This is a genomic window from Nonomuraea sp. NPDC049028 (assembly GCF_043197735.1).
Taxonomy (GTDB): Bacteria; Actinomycetota; Actinomycetes; order Streptosporangiales; family Streptosporangiaceae; genus Nonomuraea.
Map to the genome: position 1 here is coordinate 106003 of NZ_JBICTR010000023.1, position 16432 is coordinate 122434.

The following is a 16432-nucleotide window of genomic DNA, read 5'->3' on the forward strand; positions in this document are numbered from 1 at the left end:
TGAATGCCCAACCAGTCGCCCACACACCAGCACACGCTCGGCAGCCGCGTGTTCGATGTGCTCAACATCGCCGTGCTGCTGTTCCTGGCGCTGATCACGATCCTGCCGCTGCTGTACGTGCTGGCCGGATCGTTCGCCTCGGAGGCGGAGATCGCCTCGCGGCCGTTCTTCCTGTGGCCGGAGAAGTTCGTCACCACCACCTACGAATACATCTTCGACTCGGGCACGTTCGTCCGGGCACTGCTCACCACGATCTGCGTGACGGCGGTGGGCACGGTGGTGCAGGTGCTGCTGACGTTCACGATGGCCTACCCGCTGGCCAAGCGGTACCTGCCGGGACGGACACTGGTCCTGAACCTGGTCATCTTCACGCTGGTCTTCACCGGCGGCATGATCCCCACCTACCTGGTGGTGCGGGACCTGGGGCTGCTCGACAGCTACTGGGCGCTGATCCTGCCGCTGGCGATCAACCCGTTCTATCTGATCATCGTGAAGAGCTTCTTCCAGGAGTTGCCGCAGGCGCTGGAAGAAGCGGCGCGCATCGACGGCTGCAACGAGATGGGCGTCTTCTTCAAGATCGTGCTGCCTCTGTCGAAGCCGATCATCGCGACGTTCTCGCTGTTCTACGCGGTGGGCATCTGGAACGACTACATGTCGCCGTTGTTGTACATCGACGACTCCAAGAAGTGGACGCTGCAGGTGCTCGTCAGGCAGCTGACCAGCCCTGACGCCCAGAACGCGATGGCCATGCTGGAGTCGGTGTTCTTCCCCACCCAGGGACTGAAGTTCGCGGTGGTCGTCATCGCGACGCTGCCGATCCTGTTCTTCTACCCGTTCCTGCAGAAGCACTTCTCCAAGGGCGTGCTGCTCGGGTCGGTCAAGGAGTGACCCGCACCGTGCTGCTGGCCGGTGACTCGACGGTCGCCTCCTGCCCGGCGTTCGAGGCGCCGATGTCGGGCTGGGGGGCGCAGCTCGGCGCCCATGTCGGCGGCCCGGTGCGCAACTTCGCCAAGGGTGGCGCCACCACGGCCAGCCACCGGGCGGAGGGGTTGTGGGCGGCGCTCCTGCGGGAGGCCGCCCTCGGCGACGTCGTGGTGCTCCAGTTCGGGCACAACGATCAGAAGGAGCCCGGCCTGCCGTACCGCGACAACCTGCGCGCCTTCGTCGAGGAGGCGCGCAGGGCGGGGGCGCTGCCGGTGCTGTGTACGCCGGTGCAGCGGCGCAGGTTCGACGGCGACCGGCTGGTGCCGACGCATGGCGACTATCCCGGCCAGGTGCGCGAGCTGGCGGCGGCCGAGAGTCTGCCGCTGATCGACCTGACCGCCGCGACCACTGAGCTGTACGAGCGGCTCGGCCCCGAGGGCTCCAAGGCCCTGTTCACCCATTTCGCGCCCGGCGAGCACCCGCTCCATCCCGACGGCGTCGCCGACGACACCCACTTCTGCTTTCGCGGCGCCGACGAGGTGGCGGCGATCGTCGCCGGGCGACTCAAGGAGATCTGTTGACCACGCTGAACTGGCTCGACCGGCCCAAGGAACAGGGCGTGACCTGGGGGGTCCCGTGGGCGCGCGGCACGGTGGAGCGCGACTCCCCGTTCGCGCTCACCGACCCCGAGGGCCGTGCGGTGCCGGTGCAGAGCTGGGTGACCGCCACCTGGCCGGACGGGTCGGTCAAGTGGTCGGCACACGCCATCGGGCCGCAGGCCCAGCCCGCCGCGTCGTACGAGCTGACGGCGGGACGGCTGGCCGCCGACCAGGACGACGCGGCAGGAGTGCCGGAGCAGCCCGTCACCGTCGTCCGTGCGGGCGGCGTGCTGCGGGTCAGCACCGGACCCGTCACCTGGACGATCGAGGAGGCGGGCGACACGCTCGCCCGCTCCGTCTCCCACGGTTCCCGCGAGATCGCCAGGGACGTCCGCCTGATCAGCCTCCACCAGGACGGCCCCACCCCGGACGAGGGCGGCACCGTCACCCGCGAGCCGGCCACGGGCATCGTCCGTGACGTCACCGTCGAGCAGGACGGACCCGTCCGGGCCGTGATCCGCCTGACGGGTGACCACGGCGGCCGGCTGCCGTTCACCGTCCGCCTGTACTTCTACGCGGGCGCCGAGGACGTGCGCGTCATGCACACCTTCGTCTGGGACGGCGACCCGGAGCGCGACTTCCTGGCCGGGCTCGGCCTGCGCGCCGACGTGGTCATGCGCGACGAGCTCCACGACCGCCATGTACGGCTGGCCGGGCAGGACGGCTTCCTCACCGAGGCGGTACGCGGCCTGACCGGGCTGCGCCGCGACCCGGGGGAAGCCGTACGGCGGGCCCAGGTCGAGGGCAGGCCGTGCGGCCCGATCGGCAACCCCGAGGTGGCCGATCGCCTGCACCTCATCCCCGCGTGGAACGACTACACCCTCGACCAGACCTCGGCCGACGGCTTCACCCTGCGCAAACGCACCGCCGACGGCCACGCCTGGGTGGCCGTGCCGTCGGGCACCCGCTCGGCCGGGTACGGCTACCTCGGCGGCGCGAGCGGCGGCCTCGGTTTCGGGCTGCGCGACTTCTGGCGGCTGCACCCGACCCGGCTCGACGTCAGAGGCGCCGCCACGGACCTGGCCACCGCGACCGTCTGGCTCTGGTCGCCCTCCGCGCCCGCCATGGACCTGCGCTTCTACCACGACGGCATGGGCCAGGACACCTTCGCCGAGCAGCTGGAGGGCCTGGAGATCACCTACGAGGACTACGAGCCGGGCTTCGGCCACGCCCAGGGCATCGCGCGTACCCACGAGCTCACCCTGCGCGTCCACGACGCCACGCCCTCAGCAAAGTCTCTGGCCGGGCACGCCGACGCGATGAACGAGCCCGCGTTGCTGGCCGCCTCCCCGCAACGCGTCCGCGAGGCGGGCGTGTTCGGCGACTGGGCGCTGCCCGACCGCGCCACGCCCGCCCAGGCCGCGATCGAGGACCGGCTGGACCTGCTGTTCGACTTCTACCGGCGCGAGCGGGAACAGCGCAGGTGGTACGGGTTCTGGGACTACGGCGACGTCATGCACACCTATGACGCCGACCGGCACACCTGGCGCTACGACGTCGGGGGCTACGCCTGGGACAACTCCGAGCTCTCGCCCGACCTGTGGCTCTGGTACCAGTATCTGCGTACGGGACGGGCCGACGTCTTCCGCTTCGCCGAGGCCATGACCCGCCACACCGGCGAGGTCGACGTCTATCACCTCGGCCGCTGGAAGGGCCTGGGCACCAGGCACAACGTGCAGCACTGGGGCTGCAGCGCCAAGCAGCTGCGCATCTCCAACGCCGCCTACCGGCGCTTCCTGTACTACCTGACCGCCGACGAGCGCACCGGCGACCTGCTCGACGAGCTGGCCAGGCCCGAGGAGACGTTCCTCGTGATCGACCCCACGCGCAAGGTGCGCGAGGACGTCTACACCCCCGATCCGTCCGCCCTGGCGGTAGGGCTCGGCACCGACTGGGGCGCGCTCGCGGCGGCCTGGCTCACCCGGTGGGAGCGGTACGGCGACGAGCACGCCAAGGACAGGCTGCTGGGCACGATGGCCGGCATCGGGGCGCTGCCGCGCGGGTTCCTGACCGGCGAGGCCCGCCTCGACCTGGCCACGGGCCGCTTCGACACCTCGCGGGACCAGATCTCCGTCTCCCACCTGTCGTCGGTGTTCGGGCTGCCCGAGATGTGCTCCGAGCTCATCGCGCTCGACCTGGACGTCCCCGGGTTCGAGCAGGCGTGGCTGGACTACTGCCGGCTCTACCTGGCCTCCCCGGAGCGGCAGGCCGCCGAGGTGGGTCACCCGCTGAGCGGCATCTCTCTGGTGCAGGCGCACAGCCGCCTGGCCGCGTACGCCGCGGCCCGCTCGGGCGACGCCGAGCTGGCGGACCTGGCCTGGCGCAAGTTCTTCCTCGACGAGGGCGACCAGCTCAACCGCAATCCCCTGCAGCGCGAGCCGGACTGGCGCCTGACCCGGGTCGAGGGGCCCCATGTCCTCGCGTACGTGCTGGAGGCGCCGTTCGTCTCCACCAACGACGCCGCCCAGTACGGCCTGGCCGCGATCCAGAACCTCGCGCTGATCGGAGACCACTTGCCGGCCGATTAAGCAGAGGTGGGGCTCCCGGCGAGGGCTCTACACTGATCTGTATGCACACTCCCGATTGACCGGCGTCCCCCCACGCCCACCTCTTCTTACCCCTAGCTCGGGAGTGTTCCGTCAATCATGATCATCGCCAGTGACATCGAGCTGCGCGCGGGCGCGCGGCTACTCATAGAGAACGCCTCGTTCCGGGTCAATCCCGGCGACAAGATCGGGCTCGTCGGCCGCAACGGCGCGGGCAAGACCACGCTGACCAAGGTGCTGGCCGGCGAGGGCATGCCCGCCGCCGGCAGCGTCACCACCAGCGGCGCCGTCGGCTACCTGCCGCAGGACCCGCGCACCGGTGACCTGCAGGTGCTCGCCCGCGACCGCATCCTGTCGGCCAGAGGGCTCGACGAGGTGCTGCGCAAGCTGCGCGAGGCCGAGCTCGGCATGTCCTCCGCCGACGTGCGCACCCGCGACAAGGCCGTCAAGCAGTACGGCCGGCTCGAGGACCAGATGCACGTGCTCGGCGGCTACGCGGCCGAGTCCGAGGCCGCCTCCATCGCCTCCAGTCTGGGCCTGCCCGACCGGGTCCTCGGGCAGCCACTGGAAACGCTTTCTGGCGGCCAGCGAAGGCGCGTGGAATTGGCACGCATTCTTTTCAGCGGAGCGGAAACTCTCCTTCTTGACGAGCCGACAAACCACCTAGATGCGGACTCAATCGGGTGGCTTCGTGATTTTTTGCGATCGCATCAGGGCGGCTTGGTGATCATCAGCCACGACGTGGGCCTTCTTGAAGCGACGGTCAACAAGGTGCTGCACCTCGACGCCAACCGCAGTGTGATCGACCACTACAACGTCGGCTGGAAGGCCTATCTGGCGCAGCGCGAGACCGACGAGAAGCGCAGGAAGCGCGAGCGGGCCAACGCCGAGAAGCAGGCGGGCGCGCTGCTGTCGCAGGCCGACAAGATGCGGGCCAAGGCCACCAAGGCCAAGGCCGCTCAAGACATGATGCGCCGCGCGCACCGGCTGCTGGCCGGCACGGAGGAGGAGCGCCAGAGCGACAAGGTCGCCAAGCTGCGCTTTCCCGACCCCCTGCCCTGCGGGCGCACCCCGCTCACGGGCACGGGCCTGTCCAAGTCCTACGGCTCGCTGGAGGTCTTCACCGACGTCGACGTGGCCATCGACCGAGGTCACCGGGTCGTGATCCTCGGGCTCAACGGCGCGGGCAAGACCACCCTGCTGAGACTGCTGGGCGGGGTCGAAAAGCCCGACAGTGGCGAGATCAGGCCCGGCCACGGCCTGAAGATCGGCTATTACGCCCAGGAGCACGAGACGCTCGACGGTGAGCGCACCCTGCTGGAAAACATGCGCTCGGCCGGCGACAAGTTCACCGACACCGAGTTGCGCAAGGTCCTCGGCTCCTTCCTGTTCTCCGGCGACGACTCCGACAAGCCGGCGGGCGTGCTGTCCGGCGGCGAGAAGACCCGGCTGGCGCTGGCCATGCTGGTGCTGTCCAGTGCGAACGTACTTCTGCTCGATGAGCCCACGAACAACCTAGATCCGGTCAGCCGCGAGCAAGTTCTGAACGCTCTGAGGTCATATTCAGGAGCGATCGTGCTCGTCACCCATGACGAGGGTGCCGTTGACGCCTTGTCACCGGATAGGGTGATCTTGCTACCAGACGGAACTGAAGACGCGTGGAGCGAGGAATTTTCCGATCTTGTGGCACTTGCCTGATCTTAATTTGGGTGGGTACGGATCTTTTCCCGTGGAGTAGGTAGCCGATCCCGCTGAAATGACTGATCATGGCGGAGTAACGCTGCGGAAGTCCGGCACTACAGGAGGTACTCGTGGCCGAGACACTGAAGAAGGGCACCCGGGTAACCGGGGCCGATCGTGAAAAACTGGCCGGCGATCTCAAGAAGCGCTACGCCGCGGGCGAGAGCATCCGCGCCCTGGCCGCTTCGACCGGTCGGTCTTACGGGTTCATCCACCGCATCCTGAGCGAGTCCGGTGTGACTCTGCGCGGGCGCGGCGGAGCGACCCGAGGCAAGTCCAAGCGCTGACGGCCGCCTCGGAACGTGCGACCGCAGCCGCTCGTCCCAAGTCAGCCGCCGTCGCGCCCGAGTCCCAGAATGACATTCTGTAGGCTCGGGCGCGACGGCTAAGGCAATGAGGGAGCGGGCGATGGCGGAAGCGCAGGCGCCACAGCGTGGGGGGTACATGGAGGACGTCTCTGCCGAAAGGCTGGCGGAGATCGGACTTCGCTTCGAGGTGGACGGTGAGATCGCGACGATCGCGCTGGATCGGCCCAGTAAGCGAAACGCACAGACGTTCGCGACCTGGGCGGCACTGGCTGACATCGGGGGCAACCTGCCTGAGCAGGTGCGCATCGTCGTCGTGAAAGGCGAGGGACCGTCCTTCTCAGCAGGCATCGACCTGCGAATGTTCACGCCCGAGGGAGTGCCCGGACAGGGCTCGTTCAGCTCGGCGGCACAACTCGACACAACAGCGTTCGAGAAGCAGATCAGGAAGGCCCAACAAGGGTTCCTGTGGTTCCGCCGACCGGAGATCGTCTCCATAGCGGCCGTGCAGGGGCACGCGATCGGCGCGGGGTTCCAGCTCGCGCTCGCCTGTGACCTGCGCATCGTGGCCGACGACGTCAAATTCTGCATGAAGGAGCCCGCACTGGGGCTGGTGCCCGATCTGACCGGCACCAAGCCACTGGTCGAGCTGGTGGGGCTGGCCAAGGCGATCGACATCTGCCTGACTTCTAGGACGATCGGGGCGGAGGAGGCCATGCGGATCGGCCTCGCCGAACGCGTGGTCGCGGCGGATGACCTGGCGCGAGCCGTACAAGACAAGATCGCGGAGCTGCTGTCGACCAACCGGGACGCGGCGGCGGCGACCAAGCGACTCCTCCAGGGAGCGCGGGCGCGCACCCTGGAGGAGCAGAGCGTGGCGGAAGGTGTCGAGCAGGCGCGGCGCCTCAAGGCGCTCTTCGGCGGAACCTGAGCGGCGCGCCGGCTCGGGAGCCGCTGGGGTGCCGCGTTGGGCCGGCCCGGCGGCGCCCGCGTTTCGCGCTGAGCTGACCCGGGAATCCCACGGGGCTCCCGGGTGCTGAGCCGGGGGAGGAGGACCCCCGAATGGCGATGATGGGAGGGGGCTTCGGCCCCCAGGTATGGGCGTCCCTGCGGCGCGACGGCTCCGTGACCAAGCAGCGGCTCACCCCGGGCACGGTCCGGCGCATCGCGCGCTACGCCAAGCCCTATACCGGGCAGATAACCGCGTTCCTACTGCTGGTGATGGCGGGCGCGGTGATCGTGATCGCCAACCCGCTGCTGATGAAGGCGATCATCGACGACGGCATCCTGCCCAGGCGGAGCGGCGTGGTGGTCGGCCTGGCCCTGGCCATCGCCGCGCTCGCGCTGGTCGACGCGGCTCTCACGCTCGTGCAGCGCTGGTTCTCCGCGCGCATCGGCGAAGGGCTGATCTACGACCTGCGCACCGAGGTGTTCGACCACGTGCAGCGCATGCCGGTGGCGTTCTTCATGCGCGCGCAGACCGGCGCGCTGGTCAGCCGGCTCAACAGCGACGTGATCGGCGCCCAGCGCGCCGTGACCAGCACGCTGTCCTCGGTCGTCAGCAACGTGATCAGCCTGGTCCTGGTGCTGGGCGCGATGCTGGCGCTGTCGTGGCAGGTGACGGTGGTCGCGATGGTGCTGCTGCCGATCTTCATCGTGCCCGCCAAGTGGGTCGGGCGGCGCATGTCGGCGCTGACCCGCGAGCAGATGCAGCTCGACGCCGAGATGAGCTCGGTCACGACCGAGCGGTTCAACGTGGCGGGCGCGATGGTGGCCAAGCTCTACGGCCGCCCCGAGGACGACACCGCCGTCTACAGCTCCCGCGCCGCCAGGGTGCGCGACGTGGGCGTGACGGTCGGCATGTACGGCACCGTGTTCCGAGTCGCGCTCGGCCTGGTCGCGGCGCTGGCCACCGCGCTGGTGTACGGCATCGGCGGCGTGCTGGCCGTCGGCGGCGCCTTCGAGCTGGGCACCCTCGTGGCCCTGGCCGCCCTGCTGATGCGGCTGTACGGGCCGCTCACCTCGCTGTCGAACGTGCAGGTGGACGTGATGACCGCGCTCGTCAGCTTCGACCGGGTCTTCGAGATCCTCGACCTCAAGCCCATGGTGTCGGAGAAGCCGGGCGCGCGGCCGCTGCCGGACGGGCCGGTGACGATCGAGTTCGACGGCGTCCAGTTCCGCTACCCGGCGGCCGAGGAGGTGTCGCTGGCCTCCCTGGAGTCGGTGGCCAGGCAGGACACGGGCCCGTCCCAGCAGGTGCTGCGCGGCGTGTCGTTCACGGCCGGGCCCGGCCGGCTCATCGCCCTGGTCGGTCCCTCGGGGGCGGGCAAGACCACGATCACCTCGCTGGTCTCCCGGCTCTACGACGTCAACGAGGGCGCCGTGCGGATCAACGGGCTCGACGTGCGCGAGGCCACACTCGCCTCGCTGCGCGACACCGTGGGCGTGGTCATGCAGGACGCTCATCTCTTCCATGACACGATCGGGGCCAACCTCCGTTACGCCAGGCCAGGGGCGAGCGATGAGGAGATCTGGGACGCTCTCAGGGCCGCGCAGATAGGTGACCTCATCGAGGCGCTCCCCGACGGGCTGGACACGGTCGTGGGCGACCGCGGCTACCGGCTGTCCGGCGGCGAGAAGCAGCGGCTGGCGCTGGCCAGGCTGCTGCTGAAGGCGCCGCGCGTGGTGGTGCTCGACGAGGCAACCGCGCACCTCGACTCGGAGTCGGAGGCGGCCGTGCAGCAGGCGCTGAAGACCGCGCTGGCCGGCCGCACCTCGCTGGTGATCGCGCACCGGCTCTCGACGATCAGGGAGGCCGACGAGATCCTCGTCGTGCAGGACGGCCGCATCGCCGAGCGGGGCCGCCACGAGGAGCTGCTGGCGCGCGGCGGGCTCTACGCCGAGCTCTACCGCACCCAGTTCAGCGCTTCAGATAGCCCAGTCGCGTGAGCTCCTGCCTGGCGACCTTCTCCACCAGGGTGAGGTCGCCGGGCCGCAGGCGGGTGCGCCAGGAGCCGACCTCGGAGACCCGCGGGGCGTACAAGCCGATCTTGGAGACGCGCGTCTCCAGGAACTCGGTGAGCGCCGCCACCGGCTCCGCGGGCCGCTGCACGAGATCCTCGTAGCGCAGCGTGAGGAGCTGGCCGGGCGGCAGCTCCTTGCGCAGCGTGGCGCTGAGCCGTACGGCGCTGCGCCAGCGCAGGGCGCTCTTGCCCGCGGCGGGCATGCCCTTCCAGCGGTCGCGGTGCTCGTCGCGGTTGACGCCGAGGAACGGGTTGGGGAACTCGGTCTCCTCCGACAGCATCACCGGCTTGAACCAGGCCAGGCAGTCCGGGTCGTCGAGCATGTCGGCGACCACGTCGCGGCCGTCGCGGATGAGCTGCACGAACCGCGCGTCGGGGAAGGCCCGGAGCAGCACGGGCGCGCTGTAGAGCAGGTCGGGGCTGCCGTCGCCGAACCTGGTCACCTCGCTCGTGGCCACGCACGGGCCCATGCTCATCACGCCGCCCGCCTCCCGGCACGCCGCGGCGCACTGGCCGCACGAGCGGGGCAGCACCTGCCACGACTCGGCCAGCGCGTCGCGCAGCACCCGCACGGCACCTGACGTCTGGCCGATCGACGGCTTGCGGGCGAAGGCGTACACCACGTGGGCGACGGACGCGCGGCCCATCGTGACGTGGAAGCCGGGGGAGCGTTTCAGGGCGCGGGCGAGCAGGTCCGCGCCGGAGTGCGGAGCACCGAGCAGGAAGACCGGCCTGCGGACCTTGATGCCGTTGACCACGAGGATGTGGGGCGGAAGTCGCATACGAGAGGTAAGTGTGACACCGTTTGGCGAGTGAAAAAGCCAACGTCGGCGTCGCCGCCCGTCCGGGAGTTGATCAATGCGGCAGGGTGACACCGTCGCCGTCGTCTCGCCCTCGGGGCCACCGAACGCCATCCTGCTCAGGCGGGGAGTCGAGCGCCTTGAGGGGCTCGGGCTGAAGGTCGTGGTCGGCGAGCACGTTCTCGGCAGCCAGGACCTTCCCTATCTCGCCGGAGCCGACGCGGCCCGCGCCGCCGACCTGCAGGCCGCCTGGTGCGACCCGGCCGTCTCCGTGGTGTTCTGCGCCAGGGGCGGCTATGGCGCGGCCAGGCTGCTCGGCCTGCTCGACTGGGGCCTCATGCGCGCGGCGGGGCCCAAGACGCTGATCGGGTCGAGTGACATCACGGCGCTGCACCACGCGTTCGCGGCGGAGCTGGGCGTGCCCACGCTGCACGGCCCGATGCCGGCCTGCGACGTCATCGCCAACGAGAAGCGGGCCGAGCCGCGCACCTGGGAGCACCTGCGGGCCGCCCTGGCCCGCCAGGCGCCGCCCGTCGTCGGCGACCAGGTGCTGTCTCCCGGCCGGGCCGAGGGCATACTGGCGGGCGGTAACCTGTCGCTGCTCGCCTCCATGTGCGGCACCCGCTACCACCCGTCGTTCGCCGGGAAGATCGCGCTGCTGGAGGACATCGGCGAGGAGCCCTACCGCATCGACCGGATGCTCACCCAGCTCTTGCAGGCGGGTGCCTTCGACGGCGTGCGCGGGATCGCCCTCGGTTCGTGGGTGGACTGCGGAGACCCCTATCCCGTGCTTAAAGACCGGCTGCTGCCGCTCGGAGTGCCTGTCCTGGCGGGGTTGCCGGTGGGTCACGGCACACCACAGATGAGTGTGTGGCTTGGGGCTCTTGGGGCTATCGATACCGAATCGTGCTCGCTGGCTGGTCTGTTCCGCGACGAGGAGCAGGCAAGGTAGGAAGACACGCATACCGACAAAACGGACAGAGGGGACACGGCGCGTGAACTTGTTCAGGCGTGACCGGGAGCCCTCGCGACGCTCGATCGAGGACACCGATCTCGACTCCCTGCTCGGGCTCGTCGCCGATTCCCTCGGCTTCACCTGCGTCTTCGCCGCCGACGGCGCCTCACTGACGCTGAGCGGCGGCAGGGAGATCCTGGTCAGGCTCACCGGGCTGCGCCGCGAGGCGGGCCGCAGGCCCAGGGACGACTGGCCGATGCTGGTCTCCGAGCACCTCGCCAACGCGGTCGCGGCGGCCGACGAACGGCTCGACGTGTGCGACCTCGACCAGGTCAAGCCGCTGCTGCGGACCCGCGTCGAGGCGGTCGACGAGGTCGCCGACCTGACCAGGGTGGTCGGTCGCCACCTCAACGGCGACCTGGTCGAACTGCTCACGGTGGGCTCCAGGCCGGTACGCCCCGAGGAGGCCGGCTGCTGGCCCGTACCGTCGGGCAGGGCGCTGGAGCTGGCCGTCACGAACGTCGGGCGGGACGAGCGGCTGGAGATCGAGTCCATCGAGCTGTCGGGCACGCCGGTGTGGCGCCTGACCAGCCGCACCCCGGCCGCCGCCACCCATCTGCGCTGGCTCGGCGACTATCTGCCGTTGCCCGCCGACGGGGTGCTGGTGGTGCTGCCGGACCCGTACACACTGATCGTGCACCCGGTCGACGGGATCGGCGTGGTGCGGGCCCTGGAGCGGCTGCGCGTGCACGCCGTACGCACCGACGGGCTCAGCCCGCAGGTCTACTGGTGGCACGAGGGGCGGCTGACCCTCATCAGGGCGGACATCGTCCTGCAGGACGGCCTGGCCCGCCTCGTGGTGGCGCCGCCGCCGGAGTTCGCCAAGGTGCTGGCCCGGCTCGCCGCTTAGCCCAGCCGGGAGAGCGCGCGGGCGGCGTGCACCAGGGGGACGTGGCTGAACGCCTGGGGGAAATTTCCCACCATACGTTCGTATCGCGGGTCGTACTCTTCGGCGAGCAGCCCCACGTCGTTGCGCAGCGCGAGCAGCCGCTCGAACAGCTGCTTCGCCTCCTCCTTGCGTCCCTGCATGGCCATCACCTCGACCAGCCAGAAGCTGCACGCCAGGAACGCGCCCTCGCCGCCGGTCAGGCCGTCGATGTCGTTGTCCTCGGCCACCGGGTAGCGCAGCACGAAACCATCGGACATCAGCTCCTTCTCGATGGCCGCCACCGTGCCGACCACGCGCGGGTCGTCGGCCGGCAGGAACCCCACCATGGGCATGAGCAGCAGCGAGGCGTCGAGGGCCGTCGAGCCGTAGTACTGGGTGAAGGTGTTGCGCGTGGGGTCGTAGGCCCGCTCGCAGATCTCGGCGTGGACGACGTCGCGCAGCTCCCGCCACCGGTCGACGGGGCCGGTTCTGCCGAACTTCTCCACGTACTTCACGGCACGGTCGAGCGCCACCCAGCACATCATCTTGGAGTGGGTGAAGTGCCTGCGCGGGCCGCGCACCTCCCACAGCCCCTCGTCGGGCTCGTCCCAGTGCTCGGCCACGTAGTCGAGCAGCTGGCGCTGGATCGCCCAGGCGCGGTCGTCGGCGGCCAGGCCGGAGGTCCTGGAGAAGAACAGGCAGCTCATCACCTCGCCGTAGACGTCCAGCTGAAGCTGATTGACGGCGTCGTTGCCGATCCTGACCGGGCGGGACTCCTCGTAGCCGTCGAGCCATGCGAGCTGCATCTCCGGCAGCCGCCGCTCGCCCGCGACGCCGTACATGATCTGCAGGTCCTGCGGGCGGCCCGCGATGGCGCGCAGCAGCCACGCCCGCCAGGCGGCGGCCTCGTCCAGATAGCCGGAGTTGATCAGGGCGTCGAGCGTCATCGTCGCGTCGCGCAGCCAGCAGTAGCGGTAGTCCCAGTTGCGCACCCCGCCCAGGTCTTCGGGGATGGAGGTGGTGGGCGCGGCCACGATGGCGCCGGTGGGGTCGTAGATGAGGCCCTTGAGGGTGATCAGCGAGCGGACGACGGCCTCACGGTACGGGCCTTCATAGGTGCATTTGGCCACCCACTCCTTCCACAGCGTCTCGGTCTCGGTGAGCTGGGTCTCGGCGTGGATCTGCGACGGCATCGGCTGATGTGAGGGGTGCCAGGTGAACACGAACGGCAGCCGCTCGCCCTCCTTGATGGTGAAGGTGGCGCGGTGCGCGTAGTCGCCGCCCTTGAGCGGGACGGGGGAGTGCAGCCAGATGGAGTCGGGGCCGCCGACCGCCTGCAGGTGGCCGTTGGTGCGGCGCACCCACGGCACGATCCTGCCGTAGTCGAAGCGGACCCTGAGCTGCGTGGACATCTCGACCGTGCCCGAGACGCCCTCGACGATGCGGACCACGTCGGGGTTGCGGTCACGCGGCGGCATGAAGTCGATGACGCGGACCGTGCCCGTCGGGGTGTCCCACTCGCTCTCCAGGATGAGCGTGTCGGGCCGGTAGCGCCGCCGCGTGGCGGGCCGCCTGCCGGTGGGGCCGAGCCACCAGTGGCCGTTGCGCTCGCTGCCGAGCATGGCCGCGAAACAGGAGGGGGAGTCGAATCTGGGCAGGCAGAGCCAGTCGATGGAGCCGTCTCTGCCGACCAGGGCCGCCGACTGCATGTCCCCGATGAGCGCATAGTCCTCGATCCGCATGTATTGACGCTACCGGCGGAAGGGCGATCTCGCGGCCGCTCCGCGCACGTCGCGTCGCGAGCGGGCACGGCCGCGAGATCACGTCATGGGGAACCAGCGGGTGAGCAGCTGGGTCAGCGGGCCGATGGCCAGCGCGAAGATCAGGGTCCCGACGCCGACCGTGCCGCCGAGCAGCCAGCCCGCGGCCAGCACCATGATCTCGATGAGGAAGCGGGCGAGCCGGAGCGACAGGCCCAGCCGGGTCAGGCCGGTCATGATGCCGTCACGCGGTCCCGCGCCCATCCCCGCGCCGATGTACAGGACAGTGGCCAGGGCGATCGACAGCACGCCGAGCACCAGGTAGAGCCAGCTCGCCGCCCAATGCGTGGCGGTGGGCAGCACCGAGAAGGCGGCGTCGGCGAACAGGCCGACGAACAGGACGTTGCTGATCGTGCCGAGGCCGGGCTTCTCCTTCAGCGGGATCCACAGCAGCATCACCAGCACGCCGACCGCGAGGATGATCGTCCCGACCGACAGGCCCGTCCGCATGGCCAGACCCTGGTGCAGGGTGTTCCACGGGGCGTTGCCCAGCCCGGACACGAGCTGGAAGGCGATGCCCAGCCCGTACAGCGCCAGACCGCCGTAAAGACGCAGGAGGCGGACGGGGAGGGTGTTCGGGCGTGGGACGGTCGCTTCACTCATAGTGGTCCCAGAGTGGCAGGGACATGGCTTGCCAAAACAGGGCCAATCCCGGAAAGTGGCCTTTATGAGGCATTTGTCGGCGACTCAGGTGGCCAGGCTGGTGGACGTCCCGGCGGGCGCCCGGCCCTATTACCGCGCGCTCGCCGACTCCGTGCGCGCGCTCATCATGGACGGGCAGCTGCCGGTGCGGGTGCGCATGCCCGCCGAACGTGACCTGGCCAAGACCCTGGAGGTCAGCCGCACCACTGTAACGGCCGCTTACGACCTGCTGCGCGAGCGGGGCTACCTGGACAGCAGGCAGGGCTCGGGCAGCTGGACCGCGCTGCCGGACCCGGCCATGTCGGCGGACAACCCGTGGCTGTCCGTCGACGGCGACGGGCTCATCCCGCTGCACTGCGCCGCCCCGCCCGCGCCGTCGGCGCTGGCCGAGGCCATGACCGAGGCCGTGGCGGACCTGCCCAGGTACGGCATGGGCCACGGCTACGACCCGATGGGCCTGCCCGCGCTCAGGGAGCGGATCGCCGCCCACTACACCGGCCGCGGACTGGCCACCAGGCCGGAGCAGATCCTCGTCACCACCGGCTCCCAGCACGCGATCCAGCTCGTGCTGGGCCTGCTCGTCGGCGCGGGCGACCCGGTGCTCGTCGAGTCGCCCACCTACCCGCACGCCATCGACGTGGCCCGCCAGCGCGGCGCCAGGATCGTGCCCGTCGGCATCTCGCACGAGGGCTGGCAGGCCGACCTGGTCTCCTGCGCCATGCGCCAGTCCGCGGCCCGGCTGGCCTATCTGATGCCCGACTTCCAGAACCCGACCGGCGCACTCATGGACGACGCCACCAGGGCCGCGATCGCCGGGGCCGCCAGGCGTACGGACACCGTGCTCGTGGTCGACGAGACCTGGTCGGAGCTGGCCCTGGAGGAGGTGCCGCGCACGGCGCCCATGGCCGCCTTCGACACCGACAGCCGGATGATCAGCATCGGCTCGGCCTCCAAGCTGTGGTGGGGCGGGCTGCGCATCGGCTGGGTGCGTACCACGGCCGCGCTGGCCCGCCGCCTGGCCGTCCACCGCGGGGCCGTGGACATCGCCAGCCCGGTGCTGGAGCAGCTCGTGGTGGCGCGGCTGTTCGACCGGATCGAGCAGACCAGGGCCGAGCGCCGCCGTACGCTGCGGGCCTCCCGCGACGCGCTCGTCGCCGGGCTCCGCGAACGGCTGCCCGGGTGGAGCTTCACCGTGCCGAAAGGCGGCGGCACGTTGTGGGTACGGCTGGACGGGGGCTCCTCGGTCGCCCTCGCCGACGCCGCGGCCCATCAGGGGGTACGGCTCGCTCCGGGGCCCTGGTTCGGGCTGGAAGGGACGCTGGAGGGCTACCTGCGCCTGCCGTACACGCACTCGCCCCAGGTGCTCGCCGAGGCCGTCAGCCGGATCGCGGCGGCTCACGAGCGCGGAGCCGCCGGGACCAGGCCGCGCTTGCCCGACTCGCTCATGCCGATGGTCTGAGGCGCCTGGCTTATTCCGGGGGTTTGACACCCCTGGCCAGCGGGGCGCGCCAGTTGTAGCGCATCGCGGCGATGCGCAGGCCGAAGGCCAGCACGGCGGCGGCCAGCGTGGCGGGCCAGCCGTGCAGATCGTGCGTGTAGAGCGCGGCCATCACCGCCGAGCCGAGCGTCGCGGGCACCGCGTAGAGCTGGCGGTCGTACAGCAGCGTCGGGATCTCGCCGGCCAGCACGTCGCGCAGCATGCCGCCGCCGATCGCGGTCGTGACGCCGAGCAGGGCCGCGTGCAGGGGGCCGAGCCCGTAGTCGAGCGCCTTCTCGGTGCCCACGGCGCAGAACAGCCCGAGGCCCGCCGCGTCGAGCACCAGGATGGCGGGCATCACCTTGGCCACGTGCGGATGCCAGAAGAACACGATGACCGTGGCCGCGAGCGGCACGAGCACGTACCCGGAGCTCTGGAAGGCGGTGGGCCGGACGTTGAGGATCAGGTCGCGCACGACGCCGCCGCCCAGCGCGGTCATCTCGGCGATCACCGCCATGCCCACCACGTCGAGCCGTTTGCGTACGCCCATCAGCGCGCCCGACAGGGCGAAGACGAAGATGCCTACGAGATCGAGAATTTCCGACACGAGAGA

The 16432-nt window shown here is 70.3% G+C and carries 14 protein-coding genes; 10 read left to right on the forward strand and 4 right to left on the reverse strand.

Features of this window, described 5'->3' with window-relative positions; genetic code table 11:
* Positions 1-3: 3 nt before the first annotated feature.
* From ACGFJ2_RS56580 to ACGFJ2_RS56610, 7 genes are all read left to right on the forward strand, one after another.
* Positions 4-888: a carbohydrate ABC transporter permease gene (locus ACGFJ2_RS56580; RefSeq protein WP_357958498.1), complete on the forward strand. Its 885-nt coding sequence runs from the start codon at positions 4-6 to the stop codon at positions 886-888.
* A complete protein-coding gene (locus tag ACGFJ2_RS56585; protein ID WP_393483249.1) occupies positions 885-1505 on the forward strand; it encodes a rhamnogalacturonan acetylesterase in 621 nt (206 codons plus the stop codon). Before ACGFJ2_RS56580 ends, ACGFJ2_RS56585 begins: the two co-directional genes overlap by 4 nt.
* Entirely contained in the window at positions 1502-4111 is a 2610-nt protein-coding gene (locus ACGFJ2_RS56590; RefSeq protein ID WP_393483252.1) for a Tat pathway signal sequence domain protein, read from the forward strand. Before ACGFJ2_RS56585 ends, ACGFJ2_RS56590 begins: the two co-directional genes overlap by 4 nt.
* A gap of 117 nt (positions 4112-4228) precedes the next feature.
* The gene (locus ACGFJ2_RS56595; protein ID WP_357958507.1) at positions 4229-5827 is read left to right on the forward strand and encodes an ABC-F family ATP-binding cassette domain-containing protein; all 1599 of its coding nucleotides are present in this window, start codon (positions 4229-4231) and stop codon (positions 5825-5827) included.
* 113 nt (positions 5828-5940) lie between these two features.
* A complete protein-coding gene (locus tag ACGFJ2_RS56600) occupies positions 5941-6156 on the forward strand; it encodes a helix-turn-helix domain-containing protein (protein ID WP_020547488.1) in 216 nt (71 codons plus the stop codon).
* A gap of 157 nt (positions 6157-6313) precedes the next feature.
* On the forward strand, positions 6314-7105 hold the full coding sequence (locus ACGFJ2_RS56605; protein WP_393483255.1) for an enoyl-CoA hydratase/isomerase family protein: 792 nt from the start codon (positions 6314-6316) through the stop codon (positions 7103-7105).
* Between the two features lie 131 nt (positions 7106-7236).
* Positions 7237-9123 (forward strand): ABC transporter ATP-binding protein, encoded by a 1887-nt coding sequence (locus tag ACGFJ2_RS56610; protein WP_358195553.1) that lies wholly within the window; start codon positions 7237-7239, stop codon positions 9121-9123.
* On the opposite strand, the gene ACGFJ2_RS56615 is transcribed toward ACGFJ2_RS56610, so the two are convergent.
* A complete protein-coding gene (locus ACGFJ2_RS56615; RefSeq protein ID WP_357958516.1) occupies positions 9095-9979 on the reverse strand; it encodes a sulfotransferase in 885 nt (294 codons plus the stop codon). The genes ACGFJ2_RS56610 and ACGFJ2_RS56615 overlap by 29 nt on opposite strands.
* Before the next feature lie 76 nt (positions 9980-10055).
* Between ACGFJ2_RS56615 and ACGFJ2_RS56620 the strand changes: the two genes are divergently transcribed.
* Both ACGFJ2_RS56620 and ACGFJ2_RS56625 read left to right on the forward strand, forming a co-directional pair.
* A complete protein-coding gene (locus ACGFJ2_RS56620; RefSeq protein ID WP_357958518.1) occupies positions 10056-10949 on the forward strand; it encodes an LD-carboxypeptidase in 894 nt (297 codons plus the stop codon).
* Positions 10950-10992: 43 nt separating this feature from the next.
* A complete protein-coding gene (locus tag ACGFJ2_RS56625) occupies positions 10993-11862 on the forward strand; it encodes a hypothetical protein (protein WP_357958521.1) in 870 nt (289 codons plus the stop codon).
* Here ACGFJ2_RS56625 and ACGFJ2_RS56630 read toward each other — a convergent pair.
* Together ACGFJ2_RS56630 and ACGFJ2_RS56635 are read right to left on the reverse strand one after the other, a co-directional pair.
* A complete protein-coding gene (locus tag ACGFJ2_RS56630; RefSeq protein ID WP_393483260.1) occupies positions 11859-13622 on the reverse strand; it encodes a glycoside hydrolase family 15 protein in 1764 nt (587 codons plus the stop codon). The two genes, ACGFJ2_RS56625 and ACGFJ2_RS56630, sit on opposite strands and share 4 nt — an antisense overlap.
* Positions 13623-13700: 78 nt before the next feature.
* On the reverse strand, positions 13701-14303 hold the full coding sequence (locus ACGFJ2_RS56635; RefSeq protein ID WP_357958525.1) for a hypothetical protein: 603 nt from the start codon (positions 14301-14303) through the stop codon (positions 13701-13703).
* Positions 14304-14367: 64 nt separating this feature from the next.
* Here ACGFJ2_RS56635 and ACGFJ2_RS56640 point away from each other — a divergent pair, with 64 nt between their 5' ends.
* Positions 14368-15801 (forward strand): PLP-dependent aminotransferase family protein, encoded by a 1434-nt coding sequence (locus ACGFJ2_RS56640; protein WP_357958528.1) that lies wholly within the window; start codon positions 14368-14370, stop codon positions 15799-15801.
* Positions 15802-15811: 10 nt separating this feature from the next.
* Here the strand turns inward: ACGFJ2_RS56640 and ACGFJ2_RS56645 are convergent, their stop codons facing one another.
* Positions 15812-16426: a trimeric intracellular cation channel family protein gene (locus ACGFJ2_RS56645; RefSeq protein ID WP_357958530.1), complete on the reverse strand. Its 615-nt coding sequence runs from the start codon at positions 16424-16426 to the stop codon at positions 15812-15814.
* Between the last annotated feature and the right edge of the window lie 6 nt (positions 16427-16432).

What these genes read in the sequence shown, in the direction of transcription:
- ACGFJ2_RS56595 (WP_357958507.1), top strand. Translation starts at nt 4,229, where the DNA reads ATGATCATCGCCAGTGACATCGAGCTGCGCGCGGGCGCGCGGCTACTC.
- ACGFJ2_RS56605 (WP_393483255.1), top strand. Translation starts at nt 6,314, where the DNA reads ATGGAGGACGTCTCTGCCGAAAGGCTGGCGGAGATCGGACTTCGCTTC.
- ACGFJ2_RS56640 (WP_357958528.1), top strand. Translation starts at nt 14,368, where the DNA reads ATGAGGCATTTGTCGGCGACTCAGGTGGCCAGGCTGGTGGACGTCCCG.
- ACGFJ2_RS56635 (WP_357958525.1), bottom strand. Translation starts at nt 14,303, where the DNA reads ATGAGTGAAGCGACCGTCCCACGCCCGAACACCCTCCCCGTCCGCCTC.
- ACGFJ2_RS56630 (WP_393483260.1), bottom strand. Translation starts at nt 13,622, where the DNA reads ATGCGGATCGAGGACTATGCGCTCATCGGGGACATGCAGTCGGCGGCC.
- ACGFJ2_RS56615 (WP_357958516.1), bottom strand. Translation starts at nt 9,979, where the DNA reads ATGCGACTTCCGCCCCACATCCTCGTGGTCAACGGCATCAAGGTCCGC.
- ACGFJ2_RS56610 (WP_358195553.1), top strand. Translation starts at nt 7,237, where the DNA reads ATGGCGATGATGGGAGGGGGCTTCGGCCCCCAGGTATGGGCGTCCCTG.
- ACGFJ2_RS56620 (WP_357958518.1), top strand. Translation starts at nt 10,056, where the DNA reads ATGCGGCAGGGTGACACCGTCGCCGTCGTCTCGCCCTCGGGGCCACCG.
- ACGFJ2_RS56580 (WP_357958498.1), top strand. Translation starts at nt 4, where the DNA reads ATGCCCAACCAGTCGCCCACACACCAGCACACGCTCGGCAGCCGCGTG.